This is a genomic window from Pseudomonas sp. B21-015, from assembly GCF_024749285.1.
Classification (GTDB): Bacteria; Pseudomonadota; Gammaproteobacteria; order Pseudomonadales; family Pseudomonadaceae; genus Aquipseudomonas.
The window spans coordinates 4,142,001-4,164,374 of record NZ_CP087196.1 but is presented as its reverse complement, the minus strand read 5'-3'; the positions used below and the strand labels follow the sequence as shown (position 1 = coordinate 4,164,374).

Here is a 22,374-nt window from a genome sequence, read left to right as displayed (position 1 = left end):
GTTGATAAAAATCAACTGCCCATGAACGTAAAGGAGCGATCAATAGCGCTCCATGAATGCTCAAGGAAACGGCCATGCGAATGACATTTCTCGGTGCTGCGGGCACGGTCACGGGCAGCAAGTACTTGCTGGAGCATCACGACCAACATGTGCTGATCGATTGCGGCCTGTTCCAGGGCTATAAACAACTGCGCTTGCACAACTGGGACCCGTTCCAGCTGCCGGTTCGCGACCTGGAAGCCATTGTGCTGACCCACGCTCATCTGGATCACAGCGGCTACCTGCCGGTGCTGGTGCGCAACGGTTATCGCGGCCCGGTGTATGCCACGCCAGCCACCTGTGAGCTGGTGAAAATCCTGCTGCGCGACAGCGGCCGTTTGCAGGAAGAAGAGGCCGAGTTCGCCAATCGCCATGGCTTCTCCAAACACACCCCGGCCTTGCCGCTGTACACCGAGCAAGACGCTGAGCGGGCATTGAAACTGCTGCGGCCGGTGCAGTTGCACCACCGGGTCGAGATTGCCCCGGGGATGAGCATTCTGTTGCGCGGTGCCGGGCATATTCTGGGCGCAGCGACCGTGGAAATCGTCGCTGATGGCATGACCCTGGTGTGCTCCGGGGATCTGGGGCGGCCGAACGATCCATTGATGTTTGCCCCGGAGACGATCGAGCAGGCCGATTATCTGCTGGTGGAGTCGACCTACGGTGACCGTCGACATCCTGACGAGTCCCCGGAAGATCAACTGGCCGAGGTCATCACCCGTACCGCGTTGCGCCATGGCATCACGCTGGTGCCATCGTTCGCGGTCGGTCGCGCGCAGTTGCTGATGTACCACCTGTATCGCTTGCAACAAAAACACGCGATTCCCGACCTGCCGATCTACCTCAACAGCCCCATGGCCACCGACGTCACGCGGTTGTACCAGCGCTTTCGCAGTGAGCATCGGTTGTCCCAGGAAGAGTGCGAAGGCATGTGCCATGTCACGCGTTTTGTGCGCTCCACCAAAGACTCCATCGACCTGGATCAGCAACGCACACCGGCGGTGATCATCGCCGCCAGTGGTATGGCCACTGGCGGGCGGGTGCTTCATCACCTCAAGGCGCTGGCGCCCAACCCGCTCAATACGCTGTTGGTGCCGGGTTTTCAGGCGGGCGGTACCCGCGGCGCGCAGATCATCGCAGGCGCCCCGTCGGTACGTATTCACGGCAAAGACGTACCGATCCGGGCCGAAGTGGTGCCGATGCAAACCCTGTCCGCGCACGCCGACGCCGATGAAATCATGGCATGGTTGCGCGGTTTCAAGCGGCCACCGAAACACACCTATGTGGTACATGGCGAACCCAACGCCTCGGATGTATTGCGCCGGCGCATCAGCCTGGAGCTGGGCTGGTCGGTCTCGGTGCCGGAGTACCGCGATAGCGTGGAGCTGACGGGGCCTCTTTAGTGCTCTGGCCACTATAGAAAAGGGGCTCTAAAAAAAGCCCCTGGCCGATTTGTTTCGCCACGCGAGCCGTCTATTTCGAGAACTTTCGTGCCCCGGCCACGCAAAGAATCACCACCACGGTCACCCCCAGCATGGCAACGCTGACCTGCTCATGCAGCAACGTGGCCGCCAGTGCCAGGCCAAAAAACGGCTGCAGCAACTGAAGCTGGCCGACGGCGGCAATCCCGCCCTGCGCCAGCCCGCGGTACCAGAACACAAAGCCAATCAACATGCTGAACAGCGACACGTAAGCCAGGCTCAACCACGCAGGCGGGGTAATTGCCGAGAGCGAAGGCGGGGCCAGCAACCAGGTCAACGGCGCCATGACGGGCAGCGACAGCACCAGCGCCCAGGAAATCACCTGCCAGCCTCCCAGAGTCTTGGAAAGCTTCGCACCTTCGGCATAGCCCAACCCGCACGCCAGGATCGCCAGCAACATGAGAATGTCCCCCGCTGGAGAAGCGGTCAGGCCCTGGGAGACGGCAAACCCCACCACCAGCAGGCTTCCCAGCACCGAGAAGAACCAGAACACCGGCCGGGGACGCTCGCCACCGCGCCAGACACCGAACGCTGCGGTGGCGAGTGGCAACAGGCCAACGAAGACGATGGAGTGCGCAGACGTCACATATTGCAGCGCCAGTGCCGTCAGCAGCGGAAAGCCGAATACAACGCCCAGGGCCACGATTGCCAGGGACGCAAGCTGGCGCTTGGCAGGCCGTTTTTCGTTGAAGAGCAGCAGCATGCACAGCGCCAGAATGGCAGCGATACTGGCCCGGGCAACCGTCAGAAAGACCGGGTCGAATTCCAGAACGGCCAGCCGTGTCGCAGGCAGCGAGCCGCTGAAGATGAGCACGCCGATGAAGCCGTTGAGCCATCCGCTCGCAGTCTTTTCCGTGGTGTGGTGTTGCAGGTTCGATGCGCGTTCCATTGAGAGTCCCCTTTATGCAACTTGCATGGGAGGCATCGTATGGACGAAACTCGATACAATCAAAATATTGTCATGGATACACCTGCACATGCCTCGTTCACGCTACAAATCACTGGTGGATGCGTTTGCTACGGATATCCGTTCAGGACGCCTGTTGCCGGGCACGCGCTTGCCGACGCACCGCCAGTTGGCGACAACGCACGGGCTGGCCCTGGTGACCGCCACCCGTGTCTATGCGGAGCTCGAAGCCATGGGCCTGGTCAGCGGGGAGATGGGGCGAGGAACATTCGTCAGGGAAACGTCGTGGTCGCCAGACCAGGGTATCGACCAGCATGTCGTTGCCGCTGGCATGACAGACCTGAACTTCAATTACCCGGCGCTTCCCGGGCAGTCAGAACTGTTGCGCAATGCCCTGCGCCAGCTCGCATCGGCCGGTGATCTGGAATCACTGCTGCGCTACCAGCCACACGCCGGGCGCCAGCATGAACGCGCTTGTGTGGCGCGCCATCTGCGCGTTCGCGGCCTGACGGTTGAGACCGAGCAAGTGCTGATCGTCAACGGTGCCCAACAGGGGCTGGCCGTGACGATGATGGCGCTGTTGCAACCCGGTGACGTGATTGCCGCGGACGCGTTGACCTATTCAGGGTTCAAGGTGTTGGCCGAGGCACTGCACCTTGAAATCGTGCCCATTCCCGTGCTCGATCACGGGCCTGATCTGGAGGCGCTGGAAAGCCTGTGCCGGCATCGACGCGTGCGGGCCGTGTACACGATGCCGACCCTGCACAATCCGCTGGGATGGGTGATGAGTGCCGATCAACGGGAACACCTGGTGACGATTGCGCGTCGGCATGAGTTGCTGATCATTGAAGACGCCGCTTACGCTTTCCTCGCGGAGAATCCCCCCGCACCGCTGGCGGTACTCGCCCCCGAGAGGACGGTTTACGTGTCAGGGCTCTCCAAGAGTGTGGCCACCGGACTGCGCGTAGGCTTCGTCGTCGCCCCCAGCGAGAAAGTGCCCGCGCTGGAGCGCACCATCAGAGCGACTACCTGGAATACTCCGGGCGTGATGACGGCCATCGCCACCGCATGGCTCGACGACGGCACCGTCATGCAACTGGAAGCGGAAAAACGCCGGGACGCGCAGGCCAGGCAAACCGTGGCCGGCGAGGTACTGGCGGGGCTGCGGTGCATTCGCCATCCTTCGTCGTATTTTCTTTGGCTGCCCTTGTCGGAAGACGCACGGGCCGACCAGATCGCCACGGCGTTGCGGCGGGAAAACGTATCGGTTTCCACCGCCGAACCGTTTGCCACTTCGGCCAACGTCCCGCATGCGTTTCGTCTGGCGCTGGGCTCGGTGGAGATGGGCGCACTGCGCGAGGCGCTGGAAAAAGTGAAGTGGATGGTTGGGGCTTATTCGTAATAAGCCGAACGCAGGCTTCGCCAGCTGCTACAGAGTGTCTGTCGTGGCTGTGCAGATTTGACTCAAGTGCCGCTCTGAACCTGCTCAACGATCAGTTGGGCCAATACCCGTACTGGTTCGGTAAAACTTTGCCGAGCCCGATGGACGAGGCCGATATCACGATGGAAGGTGTGTTGCCCCAGATCCAACGCGCGCACCCCGGCGGGCCAGTCCTGATGGGTCGCCGTCTGCGGCACCAGCGCTACACCGACGCCATTTTCGACCAGCTTGATAATGGCCTCCAGTTCATCCAGCTCGCACACTTCACGCAAGGTGAAATGCATCTGCCGCAAGAAACGATCGACCTGCCTGCCGCCGAATGATGATCGGTCATAGCGAATGAAGGGTTGGCTGGAAAGCAGTGCTGACCAGTCTTCTCCGGGCACGTCGCGCGGAACGATCAGCCGGTAGGGCTCAAGGGCCAGAGTCGTCCAGCGCAGATCGCTTTGCAGCGAGAAGGGCGGGCGAATGATCACTGCCATGTCGATCTCGCCGGCATCCACCAGGTTGACCAACTCCATCGACAGACCCGGGATCACACGGGTTCGACATTGCGGACATTGTTGGTGAAATTTGGCGAGCGCATCTGGTAAGTACGAGCGCTGCACGGAAGCGATGGCGCCGATGTTCACCAGAACGCTGGCTGGCAGCCCAACCGTGGTGGACCCCAGATTGTCATAAAGGCGAAGCAGCTCCTGCGCCTGCAGAAGTATCTGATGCCCCATCCTGTTCAAGTGAGCCGAGCGGCCTTTGCGGTCGAAAATCTGGAAACCCAGCTCGGCCTCCAGACGTTGCATCTGGGCGCTCACCGCAGCTTGGGTCAGCCCGATCCTGTTGCCGGCAGCGGCAAAGGTGCCTTCCCGCGCAACGGCGATGAGTGTTTTCAGTTCTTTGATCATTCACAAATATTAATTGTGTTTCTAAGAAATATATATTGATTTTTTTGCTTGGTCTGCGGCTCTACGATTGGCTCCGTAATCAAAAACAAAACCGATAAAACACCTTGATTGGAGTTCCGATGAGCCTTTCTCCTTTTCACCTGGCGATCCCTGTTTATGACCTCGCGGCGGCACGCACCTTTTACGGTGAAGTGTTCGGGCTGCAAGAGGGGCGCTCCAGCACGCAATGGGTCGACTTTGATTTCTACGGTCACCAACTGGTTATCCATGAACACCCCAAAACCGCTTCTCAGGAGAGCGTCCATAGCAATCCGGTAGACGGGCACGACGTCCCCGTTCCGCACTTCGGCATCATCCTGGAGTGGCAGCAGTGGGAAGCCCTGGCCGAGCGCCTGAAGTCCTTCGGCACCGAGTTTGTGATTGAACCCTACATTCGATTCAAGGGGCAGGTCGGCGAACAAGCCACCATGTTTCTGTTCGATCCGTGTGGCAACGCACTTGAATTCAAGGCGTTCAAGGATATGAGCCAGCTCTTCGCCAAGTAATAAAAGTAACGGCACAACGTTGTTGTGCCATTCGATTTCAAATGAGCTGGAAGCTCATGACTCTAGCAACTGCCCTGTAACGCAGTCCTTTCATTCCAACAAAAAGGCTAGACATGAAACGTATCCCTTTGGTTTGGCAAATAGTTGCCGGGCTGTTGCTTGGCGTGCTCGTCGGTTGGTACTTCAATACACACCCGCAATATCAAGGCTGGATCAGTTCTGAAATCCTCAAACCCCTTGGCGATATCTTCATCAAGATGATGAAGATGGTCGTTGTTCCCATTGTGTTCTGTTGCATGATCCTGGGGATTGCCGGCGGCGGTGATAACAAGTCTTTTGGGCGCATGGGCGTCAAGTCGCTGGGGTATTTCTTCGCGATTACCGGCCTGGCCATCGTGATGGGACTGTGTTTCGCCAATATGTTCGAGCCCGGCACAGGCACTGATATTTCGGGCATTTCCCACAGCACCGCTTCGGTCAACATGGAGCCTTCGAAGGGCGCACTCGTCATCCTGCAGAACATCGTTCCCGATAACGTTTTTGTCGCGATGTCGGAAGCGAAGTTGCTCTCGGTACTGTTCTTCGCCGTGCTGTTTGGCCTGGCATTGAACTCGCTCCCCAAAGAAAAAAGCGCACCGGTGGTGGCGGTGGTTCAAGGCATCTCTGATGCCATGTTCAAGGTCGTCAGTATTGTCATGGCTTATGCGCCGATTGGGGTATTTGGCATGATCGGCGCTACCGTGGCGACATTCGGTTTTGCCTCTCTATTGCCTTTGCTCAAGTTGATCGGTGTGGTTTACCTGGCACTGATTGTCTTTGCGCTGGTGGTGCTGGGCGGTATTTGCTACCTGATTGGCGAGAATATTTTCAAACTGATCAAGTACTTCCGTAATGAGCTGATTCTGGCGTTCTCCAGCGCCGCCTCGGCGTCGGTCATGCCGCAGCTGATGAGCAAGCTGGAACACTATGGCGTGCCGCGTCGGATCGTCAGTTTCGTGGTGCCGGTGGGGTATGCGTTCAATCTGGATGGCGCGTCGATCTTCCTCGGCGTGGCGACGATTTTTGTCGCGCAACTCTATGGGATCGACCTGTCGCTGTCCCAGCAGATACTGCTGGTGGTGACGATGGTGCTGACGTCCAAAGGGGCTGCCGGCGTCCCCGGATTCGCCATCATCATCCTGTCCGCCACCCTGGCATCGGCCGGTCTTCCATTGGAAGGGGTCGCACTGATTGCCGGCATCTTCCGGATTATCGACAGCGGCACCACCACCCTGAACGTGCTGGGCAATGCGATTGCACCCCTGGTCATCGCCAAGTGGGAAAAGGTCAACATTGAGCCTTCGGGCGTTGCCCGAGTGGTGCAGAAAACCTGATCACCATCCTCCAGTAAAACGCAATTCCCTGTGGGAGCGGGCTTGCCCGCGAAGGCGGTGTGCCAAGCGACATTAATGCCGACTGACCCTCCCTCTTCGCGGGCAAGCCTGCTCCCACAGGTTCCGTGCAATAACCCGTGTCAGTTACTTATCAGGAGTCATGCAATGAGCAGTCTTACTTACGTTCAGGAATACAACGCAATTGTCGACGTACTTAACCAGTACAACGAAGGTGGTGCGAAGGCCGACAGCGCGTTGATGAAGCCCGCCTTCAACGAGCAGGCCACGATGTTTGGTGTCGATGGCGACAAGCTCGTCGGCGGCGCGATCCAGAATCTCTACGACGTCATCGACAACGTGTTCCGTCCGTCCCCGGAAGCCAAAGCCGCCATCGTACGCATCGACATCGTCGGCACGGCGGCCAGTGCGCGGGTCGATACCGACAACGTTTCGGGGTTGCGCTTCACCGACTTCTTCAACTTGTTGAAGGTAGAAGGCAAGTGGACCATCGTCAGCAAGATTTACCATACCCATCCGAGTGTCTGATCCCTCGGGTGGATGACGCTACCGTTTGAAAAAACCAGGAGAGTCCTCAACACCGAGGACTTTCCAATTAATGTCAGACTCGACGCACTCCTTGTAGCAGCTGCCGAAGGCTGCGTTCGGCTGCGAAGCAGTCGTAAAATCAGAAACTGCGGCACGTCAGGCAGACCGCGTTAGCCGGATTCACGACTGCTTCGCAGCCGAACGCAGGCTTCGCCACCTGCTACAGATCGCCCGGCAGCTAGCGTATTCAGCGAATATTTGCTTAAGTCCTGCTATCGCAGCCACACGAGTGCGGTACTTCAATCCCTGAAGGTCGTTTCAACCAGAGAATCCCATGACCCCTCGATTCCCGCGTTTCGCCGCATTGCTCGCCATCCTCTTGGTCGGCACCTTGCCCAGCGCCCACGCCGTCGAATACACCCAGGTGAACACCACCGCCAGCAAGATCTCGTTCACCTATAGCCAGTTCGGCTCCAGGGCGTACGGCACGTTTGGCAAGTTCGATGCCACGGTCGATTTCGACACGGCGAACCCCACTGCGGCCCATGCCAGGCTGACTATCGACCTTGCCAGCATCGACGCCGGCAGCAGTGATGCCAATACCGAGCTGCAAAAGCCTGCCTGGTTCAACACGACGGACTATCCGGTGGCGACCTTTGAATCGACCGGGGTGAAAGTCTTGGGCAACCACCGCTACTTGATCACCGGCAAACTTAACCTCAGGGGCCTGACTCGCGAGTTGCAGGTGAAGGTGCTGTTGAAACCGGAACATGCCATCGGGGTCTTCGATGGTGACATCATTGTTAAACGTAGTGACTTCAAGATCGGAGAAGGGGAGTGGGGCGACTCGGTTGTCTCCAACGACATCAACATCCGCTTCCGCATCGTCGCGCCAGAGCGGTGATTTTCCTGTGAGGGGCTCGATCTGTGACAATGGCGGGGCTGATGCTCAGTAAGCCTTAACCCGGAGTCAACAACGCAATGCCCCAGCTCACCCACTTTGCCACTCCCTGCCCGGAGCCCATCAACAGCCAGATTCTGCAGATGGTCGTCGACAACCTGACCGACATCAGCATGGTAGGCATCGCGCCGAGCAACCCGTTGTACAACGTCTATCAATACGCGGTGGGCTACGAGGTTCATCTCTACCTGGAAGCGCTCGGCGGTGCCAAAGGCATTGCGGTCGAATTGATCGTCGCCACCGATGACGCAGCCCCTGAGAAGGTCATCGGCTTTGCGCTGTACCTGCCGGTCAAGGACGATCCCGAGGCGTGCGGCATGGCGTACATGGCGGTGCAAGCCAGTCACCGTCGGCGGGGCGTAGCGCGGGCGATGCTGCAAGACATGCTCGGCCGCTACCCGCATGCCGAACTGACGTGCACCGTCGCCAAGGTGCCCTGGTTCGAATCGATGGGCTTTCAAGTGCTGGGTGTGCGCGGTACTCAGGTGCTGATGAACACCCGCGATCACGGCACTGAAGGCTTGATGGGCTTACTGGATGTCACGTCGATCTACAGTTCTGTGGAGGTGCGGCAGATACATACGTATCTGCTGCAAAAACACGGCAAGCGGGCAATGATCGATGCAGAGAAGCAACGTGACCGGCATCTCGACCAGATGACGCGCAACGCCAAGGCGTTTGTGCTGGATCGTTTGAGCAAAGACGCCGTGCACGGGGCTCGTCCCGTCTAGACTGATGAGTCCTTTCGGGCTCGCAGGCTGGCCGAGGCGTGATATTCTGTCGCATTAACTTGGTTTGACTTATTCGGTTCGTACGTCCACAGACGTGCGACAGAATCAATGTCGCTCAAGTAACTGAGCCAATAATGATAAAAAGTCAGTGCACGAGGGACATATAACTGAGGTCGATGGAGTCACGTCGGCCTTGTGTGCCCACCTTCAAACTCTTGTAAATGCAGGAACCCACGGCACGCTGCCTGCGTATCCGTGAACCAGGGTTACTCATGGTCGGGAATTGGAGGCGGATGGCGTTTATCATAGGTGCTACAGATGTTTAAGAAACTGAACACGGCCCTGCTGGGGCTGGCTTTGTCGATGGGGATCACGTCCGCCTACGCGGAAGAGGCAAAGAAAGTCGATGTGCTGCTCATTGGCGGCGGCATCATGAGTGCAACGCTGGGTGTGTGGCTCAATGAGCTGGAGCCCGACTTGTCGATGGAAATGGTCGAGCGCCTCGACGGCGTCGCCCAGGAAAGCTCCAACGGCTGGAACAACGCCGGTACCGGTCACTCCGCTTTGGCCGAGTTGAACTACACCCCGGAAGACGACAAGGGCAATGTCCAGATCGCGAAAGCCGTTGAAATCAACGAAGCCTTCCAGATCTCCCGTCAGTTCTGGGCCTGGCAAGTTCAGCAAGGCGTGCTGAAGAACCCGCGTTCGTTCATCAACTCCACTCCGCACATGAGCTTCGTGTGGGGCGATGACAACATCAAGTTCCTGAAGAAACGCTACGAAGCCCTGCAAGCGAGCCCGCTGTTCGCCGGCATGCAGTACTCCGAAGACCCGGCTGTGATCAAGAAGTGGGTTCCGCTGATGATGGAAGGGCGTGACCCGAACCAGAAAGTCGCGGCCACCTGGAGCCCGATCGGTACCGACATGAACTTTGGCGAGATCACCCGCCAGTTCGTCGCGCACCTGCAAACCACGCCAAAGTTCGACTTGAAACTGTCTAGCGAAGTGCAAGACATCACCAAGAACGCAGACGGCAGCTGGCGCGTCAGCTACAAAAACCTGAAAGACGGCACCAAAACCGAAACCGACGCCAAGTTCGTGTTCATCGGCGCAGGCGGCGGTGCACTGCACCTGCTGCAGAAGTCCGGCATTCCTGAAGCCCAGGAATACGCAGGCTTCCCGGTTGGCGGCTCGTTCCTGGTCACCGAAAACCCGACTATCGCCGAGCAACACCTGGCCAAGGCCTACGGCAAAGCCTCCGTTGGCGCACCGCCAATGTCGGTTCCGCACCTCGACACCCGTGTTCTGGACGGCAAGCGCGTCATCCTGTTTGGCCCATTCGCGACCTTCAGCACCAAGTTCCTGAAGGAAGGCTCGTACCTGGACCTGCTGACCACCACCACCACGCACAACGTGTGGCCAATGACCAAGGTCGGCATCAAGGAATACCCGCTGGTCGAGTACCTCGCAGGCCAACTGATGCTGTCTGACGAAGACCGCATGAACGCCCTGAAAGAATACTTCCCGAACGCCAAAGCCGAAGACTGGCGCCTGTGGCAAGCCGGCCAACGCGTGCAAATCATCAAGCGTGATGAAGCCGCTGGTGGCGTGCTGAAACTGGGCACCGAGATTGTTGCTTCTGCTGACGGCACTATTGCTGGTCTGCTGGGCGCATCGCCAGGCGCTTCGACTGCTGCGCCGATCATGCTGACCGTGCTGCAGAAAGTGTTCAAGGACAAGGTTGCGACCCCAGCCTGGCAGGAAAAGCTGCACCAGATCGTGCCGAGCTATGGCACTCAGCTGAACAGCAGCCCTGAGAAAGTGGCTCAAGAGTGGGCTTATACCGCTAAGGTACTTGAGCTGACTCCGCCGCCGGTGATTGGTCAGGTGGCGGCTCCGGCTGCTGCTCCGGCTGCTCCGGCTAAGGCGCCGAAGGCTAATGCTGCGACGGATATGGCTTTGTAAGTAGAAGCGTAATCGGAAAGCCCACTGGATCGGTGACGGTCAGTGGGCTTTTTTGTGGAAATTGGTTTTCTGCAAGGGCCGATTCATCTCGGCGTAACAAAGGGGCTGAATCTATTTTTCTGATTCGCTCGGGCAATCAGGCAGGTTGGGACCAATCTCGATCATGCCAGCGGAAACAATGGGGACACCGCTAAAGCCCATCAGTGAGCCCGGATTTAATCCGGCGCTTGGTTTCCATAGTGCGTATATTCGATGTCTTCGTCGACGAACCTCACCTCAATAAACAAATCAATCCACATCCTTTATCTCTAGATCTTTTTCTGATTAGGAATTTTTCTAAACGGGGACTAACTCGGTCACAATTGGCTATTAGAATTGTTTATTATCTCGCCTGCGCTGGACGACCTCCGATAAGGTGCTCGCAAAGCGGTTAATAATAACTTGGCTGGCTACGGATTTTCCTTGAAAGGATTCTACATGATAAAACGTTTAACTATTTTCGTCGGTTTTTTACTCATTGCGGTATTAGGGTATACGGCAGTTATGGCCCGCTTTGGTGGAGGGCCTGCCCCAACCGCGGAGTTCGATCAGTCTGAAAAACACGCTGATGTTGTAACCGTCAATAAGCAAGAAAGGCGCATGTCGTTATGGCGCGAAGGAGTGATATTGGCCGAATATCGTATAGCTCTCGGAGCTGCCGCGGATGACGGCGCAAAGCAACGAGAGGGGGATGAGAAAACGCCTGAGGGACGTTATTTAATCGACTGGCGCAATCCAAAATCAATGGCGTACCTTAGCCTGCACATCTCATACCCGAATCCAGCGGACGAGGCATCAGCTCGTCAAAATGGATATGCGCCAGGCGGTAACATTATGATTCATGGTCTGCCCAACGGATGGGCGTGGCTTGGACCGCTTCATCATCTATGGGACTGGACGGATGGTTGCATTGCTGTAACTAACAGCGATATGCGAAAAATCTGGACGTTGGTGCCTAATGGAACGCCAATTGAAATCAGATAGGACGAAGATAATAGTGCGCTTCTTGTATGTGTCCCGTATCAAGTATTGGCTACAACAAAAAAAGGGACAGATTAATCAAAGCCCTTTACCGAGGGGCAAGCCTCTCGGTAAAGGGCTGAGTGATTACTTGGGGGGAACGAAGTTATCCAGCATTCGATTTACCGCCAGTTCCCTCAGCATGATCACCTGCTGAAGCGCCAGCAGGGTGTTGCGGTGGGGGCCCTCCACCGATGCAGCAATGTCGCTGGCCATGACACTGGCCGACGCCAGGTTCTCGCACGTTTGAACCAGCAAGGCTTCTTGGTCGACATTCGGGGCAACCATATACAAGGTGCTGGGTTTGCGTGGGGTGTTGTTCATGATCGCCGCCGGGTTGAGGTAGAAATCGAGGGCGCGCTCGGCGGCTTCGTTGAGCTTTTTTGAGTCGAGGGATTCGTACGGGGATGCCGGATCGGTGTCCGGTGGGTTGGGTGTAACCTTGAACATAGTCTTTATTTCCTGAGTGATGCAGCCACTTCCTCGCTACTAATACGAGGGGTGGCGGCTGTACGCAGGTTAGTAGACCGGGGAAAAGAAGAAAGCCGGCGAATTCTGTCTTAACCGTAGGTCGCGGCACAAGGTCTTGTAGCCTTCGGGACGTAACACCGAGTGTCTTTAAACACGCATCATTGCATTGGCGAGCTGCTCGGCTTTATTGCGCAATTCAATGAATTTTTCGTTTAACTCGACATGACCAGGCCTCCAGAAAAGGAGGCCATCGTCATAGATTTGACCAAGAATGAGATCATCCAGTGAGCCCATTCCGCCATAGTAATCAGGATCCGAAAATAGCTCACTCGGTCGAAGGGACGGATGCTTTGCTGCCCAAGCGGATCAGTTCATTGGAGAAGCACAGGCCGACGATGATCAGTGCCGCTCCCGCGTACAGGCTTTCGCGCGGTACTTCATTGAGCGCCACAAACGCCAGCAGCGCGGCGAACAGTGGCTCGGTCAGCTCCAGCGCTTGCACTTGGGATGGCTTGAGATACTCGATGGCCTTGGTGGTGCAGAAGAAGCCCAGGATTGTCGGCAGCGTGGCCAGCGCCAGCAGCGCGGCGATCGCCAGCGGCGACAGCTCGCCCATCGCGAAACCATCGGCCGCAGCCGGCATCAGCAGGTACAGGCTGCCAAAGAACAACAATTGTCGGGTGAAGTGCAGCCCCCCCGACACGCCCATACGCTTCATGGCAACCGAAAAGGCCCCATAGCCGCAGCCGGCCATGGAGGCGAGCGCAGCACCTTGCAGGGTAAAGCCCTGCTGCAGGTCGCCGCCGAAGATCACCGAGATCCCAGCGATAGCCAGTGCGGCGCCAACGGTAGCGTTCGCGGTGATGGCATCCTTGAGGAAAATGCGCCCCAGAATGATCGAGGAAATTGAGGCACTGGCCATCAGCACCACCACCACACCTGCCGCAGCGTAGTGTCGATAGGCGGATGTTTCGAAATGGAACAGCACAAAGATGCCAAGGAATGCGCAGATAGCCGCCTGAGTCCATTTGGTCGACGCCGCCGCACGCTTGAGGAAAAGCAGTAAGATCGAGAGAAGCACACAACCCAGTACGGTCTTGATGACAGCGACACTGCTAGCGGTGAAACCATTACTCATGAGTACTTTGCTGAGTACACCGATCGTTGCGTTCAGTGCCGCAGCGGAGAGGGCAAATATGACGCCTTTGCTGAAAGTAGATTGCATTGATGGCGATCCCTGTCGCTGAATTGTCGTTCGATAGAATGCCGCCCTACATCGACGGCGCAAAGTTTGAGGATACGAAGATTCCACCAACCCCGGTATTTATTGTGGCATAAGCTGTATCGCCCGGCAGGATGCCATTCGCCTTCTTGTCGCCGCCAAGGGAGACGTCAGAGGGCCTGGCCCTTGGCTATGCAATATGAGTTGACGAACGTTGCAGTGTGCTGCAAAGACTGACGTATGTCCGGTTTGGCTATTCCATGCCTGTTGGCAAATTGCTTGACCGCCGCTGTATCAAAACGAGTGGTCTGGATAAAGTCCAAGGCTTCGGGTTTTGTATTCAAAAACCGCGCGACGGGAGGAATACTCAGTAGCAACTTCAGCAATCGGAGTGAAAGGTAATGCTTGGGAGACTTTAATCCCAAAGGTTGTGCCACCTGTACCAGGAGTTCTCGCAAGTTGGGAGTTTGGTCATCAAGCGCCAGCAGTTCCTGGCCCACCATGGCAGGATCAAAAGCACAAACCGCCACCAGCTCAACCAGGTAATCCACGGTGACCAGTGGCAGCCAGTGCTCGGCGGTACCGGGCACTGCAGTCAGCTTTCCCTGCACAAGGTTGCGTATCAGCTCCACCAGTGGCTGACCGTCAAGGATATGCCCCGTGCGGCTGTGGCCACAAACCGTCGCGGGGTGGACAACGGTCATCTCCCCGCCCTTGGCGGACATGACCTCCAGGGTCGCAAAATGCGCCTCCAGCTTGCTCCCCTCGTAACCACCGACATGTCGGTAGACGGCAGGCCAATTCGTCAGCTCCGGATAACGAGGATCAATTCCGATGCGTTGCAGATGTTCATGATTTTTCAGCATGTAACCGCCGATCATCACTAACCGGCTTTTTTGCTCAGCCGCCAACAGCGCCACGCGCTTTGCCCCTTCCACATTCACCGCACGAGAATGCTCCACTGAAAGCCCCCAGGCGAAGTGGGCGCCTAGGTGGAATATGACGCTGGCGTGCCTTAGCACTTCTCGGTCAGCAAGACTCAGCCCGAGGTTGTCCCGTTCCAGATCGCCAGCTATGGCAAATACCCGGGTTGCGCACCCTCCCAAATTGTCGACTTGCTCCCGCAGTGCAGCTAGTCGCTCTGGGCGACGCATCAACACCCGAATGGTGTGACCTTTTGCACTCAGGTACGCCACCAAGTGTTGACCGATGAAGCCGGTACCCCCCGTGACAAAGCACTCCACGCTCATTTCCCTGCTCCTTGTTTAAGGTGAGAAATCAAGCGTAAACTATCGACCCCACTCTATAGTCAAGCGATGTTTTCATGAAAATCGGCGAACTCGAGGCCCGTAGCGGCGCCAGCCGCCATACGCTGCGTTACTACGAGCAAATCGGCCTGATCTCACCGCTGCGGCGAACTAACAACTATCGCGTTTACACAGCGCAAACTCTGCAGGATCTGGACTTTATCCAGCGCGCGCAAAGCATGGGGTTTTCCCTGGGGGAAATAGGCGAGATTCTGGATGCGCAGCGGAACAAGCTGATCGATTGTGCTGACGGCGCTAAGCTAATTGAAAAGAAGATGGCAGAAATCAAACAGAAAATCGCCAACTTCCAAAGCGTTTATCGGTATCTGGATGAAGAGCGTGCAAAGCTCGAAGCCAGTGCTGCCAAGCAACTTGAGCTTCAGCAGATGAACAACTCTTCCAACTGAACTGTCAGCATCTGGAAAACGGAAGCTGCAGCCTGCTTCCAGTTTCAAGCCCCCCCTTACGCATTTTCTAAAACCTTCTGGCCTGGCCCTGGACAGCAAGCGTCCGCCCAAAAGACCTTGCGTGGCTAAACGGGCGCCCACCTATGCGGCAGCAACTCGATAATCTCGCTCGGCCACTGCATTGGCAGTCGCGTGAGCACGCCCTTTAAATACGCATACGGATCATGGCCGTTAAGCCGTGCCGACTGGTTCAAACTCATAATCGCAGCCGCACGTTTGCCGCTGCGTAAGGAGCCCGCGAATAGCCAGTTTGAACGCCCGAAAGCCCATGGACGGATTTGATTTCCACATCAGTGCCCTCAAGAAACGGTTTTTTTACATACGTTAAGCCGAAGACGATGAGGGGCAATTGCCCCGTCTCGGGCGCTGAGGCGTTCAGGCGAGCGTCCGTCGTGTCTGAGAGAGCATACGCTCTCGTCCAACGGGGCTCTCACAGCTGAAGCGGCAACAACACCTTTCGTGGGCGCCAGAACCGGGGGAAAGCGCGCTAGGACGACTTCTGCTCCGCCACATGCGTGAGCAAATACGCAATAAAATGGGTGAGCTTTGGCAGCGGTCGCCGATCGTGTCGATGCACGATATGGATAGGGTGTGGCTCGGGTAAGTAGGCTTGCAGGACCGGCACCAACGTCCCGCTTGCCAGATCGTGGGCCACCAGAACTTCGGGCTGCAGCAACAATCCCGCACCGGCGATCGCTGCTATGCGCAGTCCGTTGCCATCATTGCATGTGAAGACTGGGTCCATCGGCAACTGCACCCCATCCCAACCTCTGAGTTTCCAGCCGTTGCGGCTGTTCCACACTGTGTGAGAAAGGCAGTGATGCGCGCTCAGGTCCTGTGGTGTCTCTGGACGGCCATGTCGGGCGAGGTAGTCCGGCGACGCACAGATCACCATGCGATACATGGTCAGCGGCCTTGCTATCAGGTCGGCATCGCCCAGTTCACCAATGCGGATAGCCAGATCAAAACCCTCGTCAATAAGGTCAACGACGCGATTGCTCAATTCCAGTTCAATGCGCACGAGCGGATATATCTGCTGGAAAGTCGCAGCCAGAGGAGCGATGACACACGAGCCAAAGGTGGTTGGAGCGCTAATGCGCAACGTGCCGGATGGCGAAGCGCGCAACCGTTCGATCGAGGTTTCGGCCATACGTACGTGTTCAAGCGCACGCTTGGCGTCTTCGTAAAAAACGCGACCAGCATCAGTCAGGCTCTGGCGTCGTGTGGTGCGCTCAAGCAAGCGCGCACCGAGGCGTCCTTCTAGTTCGCGCACATACTTTCCAACCATTACCGCCGATATTTCAAGCCGCTGCGCGGCCTCGGTAAAGTTGCCTCCCTCCACGACGGCAACGAAGGTTTCCATGGCACGTAGTTTGTCCATATTGCTAACTGTAGGTTCGTAGAGTTTGAATTTAGAGCACATTTATCACCTTATTGGTTCGATACACAATAGCGGCGTTCCAACCTGAATTCGAAAAGGAGTGTTCTATGAAGATCGTGATAATTGGCGCCGGTGGTGATGTTGGTCGTTCCGTGGCAGATGAACTTGCGCGTGGCGGCAAACACGAAATCATTCGCGTCGGTCGCAGCCAAGGTGACCATCAGGTTGACATCGCCAGTGATGACAGCGTGGAAGCGTTGTTTAAGAAGATCGGACAAATCGACGCCATCATTGCTACCGCAGGCAATGTAATCCTCGCTCCAATCGAAAAGATGACGGCGGTCGACTTCAACAAAGGCTTGCAGGACAAGCTGCTAAGTCAGGTGCGCGTCGCGCTGGTTGGTCAGCATTATCTGAACGACGGCGGGTCGATCACGCTGACCTCTGGCATCGCTGTCGATGATCCGATTGCGCAGGGCTCCAATGCCGCAGCGTCTAACGCTGGGATTGAGGGGTTCGTGCGTGCTGCTGCGTGCGATCTTTCACGGGGCATCCGCATCAACGCAGTTAGTCCGACAGTGCTGACGGAATCGATGGACCGGTTTGGTCCGTACTTTCCTGGCTACGAAAGCGTGCCGGCGATCCGTGTAGCAATGGCCTATCGACGCAGCGTGGAAGGCGTGCAGAGCGGTCGCGTATATCGGGTTGGTCATTGAATTAGAGGGCTCGCGGCACTCTGCCTATGCCCCAACTGCCGCGATCGATAACAGACATGTCCGGTTGAGCTATACCCTATCCTGATGTCAGGACACCCTGTCAGAGATGTCAGGATAGGGCCGGATGCGCGCTCAGGTCCTGCGGTGTCTCCGGACGGCCATGTCGGGCGAGGTAGCCCTGGGCGCGAAAAAATCCGTTTCTTGAGGGCCCCCTATAACCCCAGAATGGTAGGCCTTCCTCCATCCAGGCCAACGCAAAATAAGCGGCGAAGGTGTCACCTGAACTAATTTTCCAGGCGGTTCGTTCGGTAAGCCGAGACTCTGCTGATGTTCCCCTTGTCGTAGACCAAGGCTCCTAGAGGCCCCATCTTGCCTTACAAAAAGCGCCAACCTGCGCGCGCCATGCCTTCCTGGCGGGCGCATTTTTACCCTTTTTAGCCATAAGTGCACAATGAATAAATGGACTAACTGGTTGTACAACGGGACATTTACCATCTGCGCCTGAAGAGGACTGTTAACGAAGATATTAGTGACCCTTTAGGTCGTTTTCTGCCTCTCGCGATGGGCAGAAAACGGCCAGGAGCAGTCACTATTGGCTCTGTTAAAGTAGCGCTCTGAACACAACTCTCGGACGGCTTCATGGAACGATTCCATCCTCGTGGCATTGATGCAGACGGTTATATCCTCACTGTGCCCAACGTCGAGATGCAACCACAGTTTCAGGATTTACTGGTGGACGTTTGCATGACGCTCACGCGGTCAGAATCTCTGCTGGACGGGATTTATGTTTATGGCAGCGTCGCTAGAGGCGACGCCGTGCCGGGGGTTTCTGACCTGGACCTAACCCTTGTTCTGCACAGCCCTCCAACGTCGCAGGATCTCGAAATGCTCGAGTCGCAAAAGCGCACGCTGGAAAGTCGGCATACCGAAGTCATCAAGATCGATTTCGACATAGGTAGTCGTTCTGAAGTATTGGCGGCTGACAATCGATTGAGCTGGGGGTATTGGCTCAAGCATCAATGTCGTTGCTTATGGGGAAATGATCTGACCAGGCGCTTCGACCGGTTCAAACCGTCGCGTGATATCGCCATTGCCGTGAATGGTGACTTTAAATCCGTACTGACCCGGTATGCCGATCTTATCGATCAGGCGACCACATCGACGCAATCGCTACGCTTGCAACGAGAAGCCTCGCGCAGACTCATCCGGTCAACTCAAGTGCTTCGCTCTGAACAGGACCTGATGTGGCCGCAAACACTGGAAGAGCATGTCGAGCTGTTTGTTCAGCATTACCCGTGTATGAGAATGCAGATCTCTTTTTTCTTGTCCCAGGCAAGGAACCCGTACGCTAAGCCAAAAGAGTTTACGACTCAGCTCCATTATTTTTTGACCTGGATGGCTACAGAAACCGGTTAGGTCCGCTTTGGGTTGTGGATTCAACCGGTCGACGCGATAACCGACCCGAAGCAGCCGTTGAGATCTATTTGTTATCGCTTTATGTTGGTCGTTTTCATGGAGGATTCTGACTAATGGCACGCGTGGGTTTGATACTGACACCCGGTTTTGCGGACTGGGAATATGCTTTCATTGCTGGAACTGGGTCCCCGTTTTACGGGATCGACGTCAGATTTTTCGCCTCTGCTACGGGGCAGTTCCGCTCGCAGGGGGGGCTGGCTGTAACTGTGGATAGCAACTTGCAACAATGCCTGGACTGGAAGCCGGACGTTGTTGCCGTCATCGGTGGAATGGTCTGGGAACGTGCAGAAGCACCGGATATTCGAGACTTTCTTCATGCTAGTCGTTCAAGTGGAGCGACAATTGCCGGTATCTGTGGGGGAACGCTGGCACTTGCGAGGGCCGGGCTTCTCGACACGGTTGCTCATACCTCGAACAGCGCTGACTTCTTACAACAGAATGTCGTAGGTTATGAAGGGCGCACGCTTTATCGAAACAGTTCAGTAGCTGTGATTGCAGACCGCATCATAACTGCTCCAGGCTCTGCACCCGTTAGCTTTACCTGCGCAGTGTTCGAAGCTGCCGGACTATCTTCAGAGATCGTTTCGCAGTTCAGGTCATTGTTGGTAGCGGAACACGGGTAACCGCTCCTACATGTGTTCGAGTGTCCGTTTCTGGCCAAGAAGCGATCGCTAGAATCCACCCACCTGTTGCCTGCATGTTTACTGATACACATGATTTGGATGGAACCACTGATGATGAACTCCGAAGGAGGTACTAAAGCGCCTTGGCCTGCTAGCGAGCGGGATTGGGTGCAAGTGCGCAACTTCAACAAAAAGCTCGCCTGGTTACCGCGCTTTCGAATTCGCAATCGCATCACGCCCCGTGTGATCCAGGCGCTGCTGCGCGCCAGTCAAATGGGCGGCGCGGGTAAATTGCTCAAGCATGGGCTTAAGGCTGAAAGAAAGGTGATTAGTCTGGGCGGCGTTCCAGTGCCTGTACGCATCATTAGGCCGAGAGGTAAGGCGAAGGGCGTTGTGCTTGATTTTCATGGGGGCGGATGGGTAATCGGAAATGCGCAGATGAATGATGACTTTAACGTTGCCATGGTAAATACGTGCAACGTCACGGTCGTCTCCGTCGATTACCGGCTTGCCGTATCGACTCCGGTTGAAGGCCTGATGGAGGACTGCCTTTGCGCCGCTCGCTGGTTACTGAATGACGACTGTAGAGAGTTTGCTGATCTGCCCGTTATCGTCGTGGGTGAATCGGCAGGGGCTCATCTTGCTGCGGCAACGTTGCTGGCGCTGAAACAATGGCCCGGCTTGCTCCAACGGGTGAGCGGTGCGCTGTTGTATTACGGCGTCTACGATTTGGCGGGAACGGCGAGCGTCCGCGCAGCGCCCCCTGAAACGCTGCTGTTGGACGGTCCTGGCATGGTTGAGGCGCTTCGCATGCTGACACCGGGCTTGAATGACCAGGAACGCCGGCAGCCACCTTTGTCACCACTGTACGGCGACTTTACGGATTTCCCGCCTGCGCTCATGTTTGCCGGTGAGTTGGATCCCCTGAGAGACGACACGCTCGAAATAGCCGATCGGTGGTTGAAATCGGCACCTGTTGAGATGCACTTGTTACCGTCTTCTCCCCACGGGTTTATTCACTTTCCGACCGCGATTGCCGCTAGCGTGCTTGCGTACAGCCGTGAATGGATCACGGCTCGAATCGACGCATTAATTCACTGAAAATGATGTAGCGGATGACTGTTTTCGACAGCCAGCCTTCGGCAGCTCTTACGGTCACGTGAGTCACTCAGGCAACCCGGCCAGCCGCAGTCCATCAGCAAACCGCGCAAGATCGTCGGGACGTTGGATGGGGAGCCAGTCCTTGAGGTTAGAGACGCGCAAGGACGGATCCAGCTCATGCAAGCGCTGCATCGCCTGCTTCGCTTTGTCCATGCGTCCGCTGAGTGCATGACTGGCCGCGATCAGGGCAACCGATGCCAGGAGGCAGGGCAGGTTACCCAGCGCTTTTTCCGCCCAGGCAGAAGCGGCTTCGAAGCGTCCGGCGACGAAGTGTGCGAGCGCCATTCCGACCTGCATCCTGAACATTTCCGGATCCAGCGGACTCAAGCGAACGGCATGGGTCAACTGCTCGATGGCGGCGTCGGTTTCGCCGCGCAGTGCGCGCAGGATACCGCCCAGGAACCAGGCGGGGGCGAGGTTGGGGTTGAGCAGGCGTGCCCGGTCGAGCAGGGCAATGCCGCCATCGACATCGCCGGCGAGATGGGCAAGTGCATGTCCGCCTCGGGTCAGCGCCACCGCATCATCCCGGCCGAGCTCTACCGCCAGACGCGCAAGTCGTGCGCCCTCGGCGATTTCTCGAGGCCGATCGGTCATCCAGCCATTTAGCTTGCGCCAGAAATGGCACCAGGCTGCCATGCCATAAGCCGATGCGAACTCCGGATCGAGCTCGATGGCTTTGTAGAACAACGGCAGCGCTTCCTCGATGGCGTCGCGGGTGCCGTTGTGCAGTTTCGGCATTCCGCGCAGGTAATAGTCGTAAGCGTCCAGGCTTTCCGTCGGTTTGCGCTTGGCGCGCTCGATTTCCGCCCGTTCCAGTTGCGGCGCTATGGCGCCGACGACACTTTCGGCGATTTGATCTTGCAGCTCGAAGATGTCGTGGAGCATGCCTTCGAAGCGCTCCGCCCAGATATGCATCCCGGTCGTCGCGTCGATCAGTTGCCCGGTGATGCGTACCTTGTTCCCGGACTTGCGCACGCTACCTTCCAGCACGTAGCGCACGCCGAGCGTCTGGCCGACGCCTTGGACGTCCACGTCCCGACCCTTGTAGGTGAAGCTTGAATTGTGTGCGATGACGAACAGCCAGCGGATACGCGACAGGGCGGTGATGATGTCCTCTACCATGCCGTCGGCGAAATATTCCTGCTCCGGATCGCCGCTCAGGTTTTGGAAGGGCAGGACGGTAATGGAGGGTTTGTCCGGCAGGACGAGGGTGGGCGGAGGCGTTTGCTTCAGGTCCACGGGCGTGGGTTCTTCGCTGTCAGGCTGTCGCGTTTCCCCGTCCTCATCCACCTTGATCTCGCCGACGAAGCGGTAGCCCTTACGGGCGACCGTGCGCACCAGGCGCTGCTCCTCGCCGGTATCGCCGATGGCCTTGCGCACCGCATTGATGTGGCTGGTGATCGTCGATTCCGAGACGATCCGACCGCTCCACACGGCCTTGAGCAGGTCGTCCTTGCTCATGACGCGATCGCGGTTGCTGACGAGTTGCAGCAATAGATCGAAGACCTGCGGCCCGACCGTCACGACTTGCCCGCGCAAGGTCAGTTCCCGGCGCTGCTGATCGAGCACGTAGTCTTCAAACACGAATGGCAAGGTTAGAGTC

The 22,374-nt window shown here is 57.0% G+C and carries 21 protein-coding genes and 1 pseudogene; 14 read left to right on the top strand and 8 right to left on the bottom strand.

Features of this window, described 5'->3' with window-relative positions; translation table 11 throughout:
- Positions 1 to 74: 74 nt before the first annotated feature.
- Positions 75 to 1,442, top strand: a complete 1,368-nt coding sequence (locus tag LOY38_RS18835) for an MBL fold metallo-hydrolase RNA specificity domain-containing protein (RefSeq protein WP_258696529.1) — start codon at positions 75 to 77, stop codon at positions 1,440 to 1,442.
- 70 nt (positions 1,443 to 1,512) lie between these two features.
- On the opposite strand, the gene LOY38_RS18830 is transcribed toward LOY38_RS18835, so the two are convergent.
- A complete protein-coding gene (locus tag LOY38_RS18830; RefSeq protein WP_258696528.1) occupies positions 1,513 to 2,409 on the bottom strand; it encodes a DMT family transporter in 897 nt (298 codons plus the stop codon).
- Positions 2,410 to 2,497: 88 nt separating this feature from the next.
- Between LOY38_RS18830 and LOY38_RS18825 the strand changes: the two genes are divergently transcribed.
- Positions 2,498 to 3,829: a PLP-dependent aminotransferase family protein gene (locus LOY38_RS18825; RefSeq protein ID WP_258696527.1), complete on the top strand. Its 1,332-nt coding sequence runs from the start codon at positions 2,498 to 2,500 to the stop codon at positions 3,827 to 3,829.
- A 62-nt stretch (positions 3,830 to 3,891) separates the two neighbouring features.
- Here the strand turns inward: LOY38_RS18825 and LOY38_RS18820 are convergent, their stop codons facing one another.
- Positions 3,892 to 4,767, bottom strand: a complete 876-nt coding sequence (locus LOY38_RS18820) for a LysR substrate-binding domain-containing protein (protein ID WP_258696526.1) — start codon at positions 4,765 to 4,767, stop codon at positions 3,892 to 3,894.
- 119 nt (positions 4,768 to 4,886) lie between these two features.
- Here LOY38_RS18820 and LOY38_RS18815 point away from each other — a divergent pair, with 119 nt between their 5' ends.
- The 7 genes from LOY38_RS18815 to LOY38_RS18785 all read left to right on the top strand — a co-directional run bounded on the left by LOY38_RS18815 (position 4,887) and on the right by LOY38_RS18785 (position 11,911).
- Positions 4,887 to 5,312 (top strand): VOC family protein, encoded by a 426-nt coding sequence (locus tag LOY38_RS18815; protein ID WP_008013629.1) that lies wholly within the window; start codon positions 4,887 to 4,889, stop codon positions 5,310 to 5,312.
- 113 nt (positions 5,313 to 5,425) lie between these two features.
- A complete protein-coding gene (locus LOY38_RS18810; RefSeq protein WP_258696525.1) occupies positions 5,426 to 6,685 on the top strand; it encodes a cation:dicarboxylate symporter family transporter in 1,260 nt (419 codons plus the stop codon).
- A gap of 165 nt (positions 6,686 to 6,850) precedes the next feature.
- Positions 6,851 to 7,231, top strand: a complete 381-nt coding sequence (locus LOY38_RS18805; protein WP_258696524.1) for a nuclear transport factor 2 family protein — start codon at positions 6,851 to 6,853, stop codon at positions 7,229 to 7,231.
- Positions 7,232 to 7,565: 334 nt separating this feature from the next.
- Entirely contained in the window at positions 7,566 to 8,135 is a 570-nt protein-coding gene (locus LOY38_RS18800) for a YceI family protein (protein WP_258696523.1), read from the top strand.
- A gap of 77 nt (positions 8,136 to 8,212) precedes the next feature.
- The gene (locus tag LOY38_RS18795) at positions 8,213 to 8,923 is read left to right on the top strand and encodes a GNAT family N-acetyltransferase (RefSeq protein ID WP_258696522.1); all 711 of its coding nucleotides are present in this window, start codon (positions 8,213 to 8,215) and stop codon (positions 8,921 to 8,923) included.
- A gap of 318 nt (positions 8,924 to 9,241) precedes the next feature.
- Entirely contained in the window at positions 9,242 to 10,888 is a 1,647-nt protein-coding gene (gene mqo, locus LOY38_RS18790) for a malate dehydrogenase (quinone) (RefSeq protein WP_258696521.1), read from the top strand.
- A gap of 462 nt (positions 10,889 to 11,350) precedes the next feature.
- The gene (locus LOY38_RS18785) at positions 11,351 to 11,911 is read left to right on the top strand and encodes a murein L,D-transpeptidase family protein (RefSeq protein WP_258696520.1); all 561 of its coding nucleotides are present in this window, start codon (positions 11,351 to 11,353) and stop codon (positions 11,909 to 11,911) included.
- A 123-nt stretch (positions 11,912 to 12,034) separates the two neighbouring features.
- Here the strand turns inward: LOY38_RS18785 and LOY38_RS18780 are convergent, their stop codons facing one another.
- The 3 genes from LOY38_RS18780 to LOY38_RS18770 form a co-directional block, all read right to left on the bottom strand.
- Positions 12,035 to 12,397 carry a DUF6124 family protein gene (locus LOY38_RS18780; protein ID WP_258696519.1) on the bottom strand — a complete coding sequence of 121 codons (363 nt, stop codon included), beginning with the start codon at positions 12,395 to 12,397 and terminating at the stop codon, positions 12,035 to 12,037.
- A 346-nt stretch (positions 12,398 to 12,743) separates the two neighbouring features.
- On the bottom strand, positions 12,744 to 13,643 hold the full coding sequence (locus tag LOY38_RS18775) for a DMT family transporter (protein WP_258696518.1): 900 nt from the start codon (positions 13,641 to 13,643) through the stop codon (positions 12,744 to 12,746).
- 167 nt (positions 13,644 to 13,810) lie between these two features.
- Positions 13,811 to 14,890, bottom strand: a complete 1,080-nt coding sequence (locus LOY38_RS18770; protein ID WP_258696517.1) for an SDR family oxidoreductase — start codon at positions 14,888 to 14,890, stop codon at positions 13,811 to 13,813.
- Positions 14,891 to 14,964: 74 nt separating this feature from the next.
- Between LOY38_RS18770 and LOY38_RS18765 the strand changes: the two genes are divergently transcribed.
- Positions 14,965 to 15,354 (top strand): MerR family transcriptional regulator, encoded by a 390-nt coding sequence (locus tag LOY38_RS18765; RefSeq protein ID WP_258696516.1) that lies wholly within the window; start codon positions 14,965 to 14,967, stop codon positions 15,352 to 15,354.
- Positions 15,355 to 15,479: 125 nt separating this feature from the next.
- Here the strand turns inward: LOY38_RS18765 and LOY38_RS18760 are convergent.
- Together LOY38_RS18760 and LOY38_RS18755 are read right to left on the bottom strand one after the other, a co-directional pair.
- Positions 15,480 to 15,698, bottom strand: a pseudogene (locus LOY38_RS18760) (transposase domain-containing protein); the annotation flags it as partial.
- 203 nt (positions 15,699 to 15,901) lie between these two features.
- On the bottom strand, positions 15,902 to 16,795 hold the full coding sequence (locus tag LOY38_RS18755) for a LysR family transcriptional regulator (RefSeq protein WP_258696515.1): 894 nt from the start codon (positions 16,793 to 16,795) through the stop codon (positions 15,902 to 15,904).
- Between the two features lie 107 nt (positions 16,796 to 16,902).
- Between LOY38_RS18755 and LOY38_RS18750 the strand changes: the two genes are divergently transcribed.
- From LOY38_RS18750 to LOY38_RS18735, 4 genes are all read left to right on the top strand, one after another.
- Positions 16,903 to 17,511, top strand: coding sequence for a short chain dehydrogenase (locus LOY38_RS18750; RefSeq protein ID WP_258696514.1), 609 nt, complete (start codon positions 16,903 to 16,905; stop codon positions 17,509 to 17,511).
- Positions 17,512 to 18,150: 639 nt separating this feature from the next.
- On the top strand, positions 18,151 to 18,927 hold the full coding sequence (locus tag LOY38_RS18745; protein ID WP_258696513.1) for a nucleotidyltransferase domain-containing protein: 777 nt from the start codon (positions 18,151 to 18,153) through the stop codon (positions 18,925 to 18,927).
- 113 nt (positions 18,928 to 19,040) lie between these two features.
- Positions 19,041 to 19,610 (top strand): DJ-1/PfpI family protein, encoded by a 570-nt coding sequence (locus LOY38_RS18740; protein ID WP_258696512.1) that lies wholly within the window; start codon positions 19,041 to 19,043, stop codon positions 19,608 to 19,610.
- 111 nt (positions 19,611 to 19,721) lie between these two features.
- Positions 19,722 to 20,711, top strand: coding sequence for an alpha/beta hydrolase (locus LOY38_RS18735; protein ID WP_258696511.1), 990 nt, complete (start codon positions 19,722 to 19,724; stop codon positions 20,709 to 20,711).
- 63 nt (positions 20,712 to 20,774) lie between these two features.
- Here the strand turns inward: LOY38_RS18735 and LOY38_RS18730 are convergent, their stop codons facing one another.
- A complete protein-coding gene (locus LOY38_RS18730) occupies positions 20,775 to 22,364 on the bottom strand; it encodes a winged helix-turn-helix domain-containing protein (RefSeq protein ID WP_258696510.1) in 1,590 nt (529 codons plus the stop codon).
- Between the last annotated feature and the right edge of the window lie 10 nt (positions 22,365 to 22,374).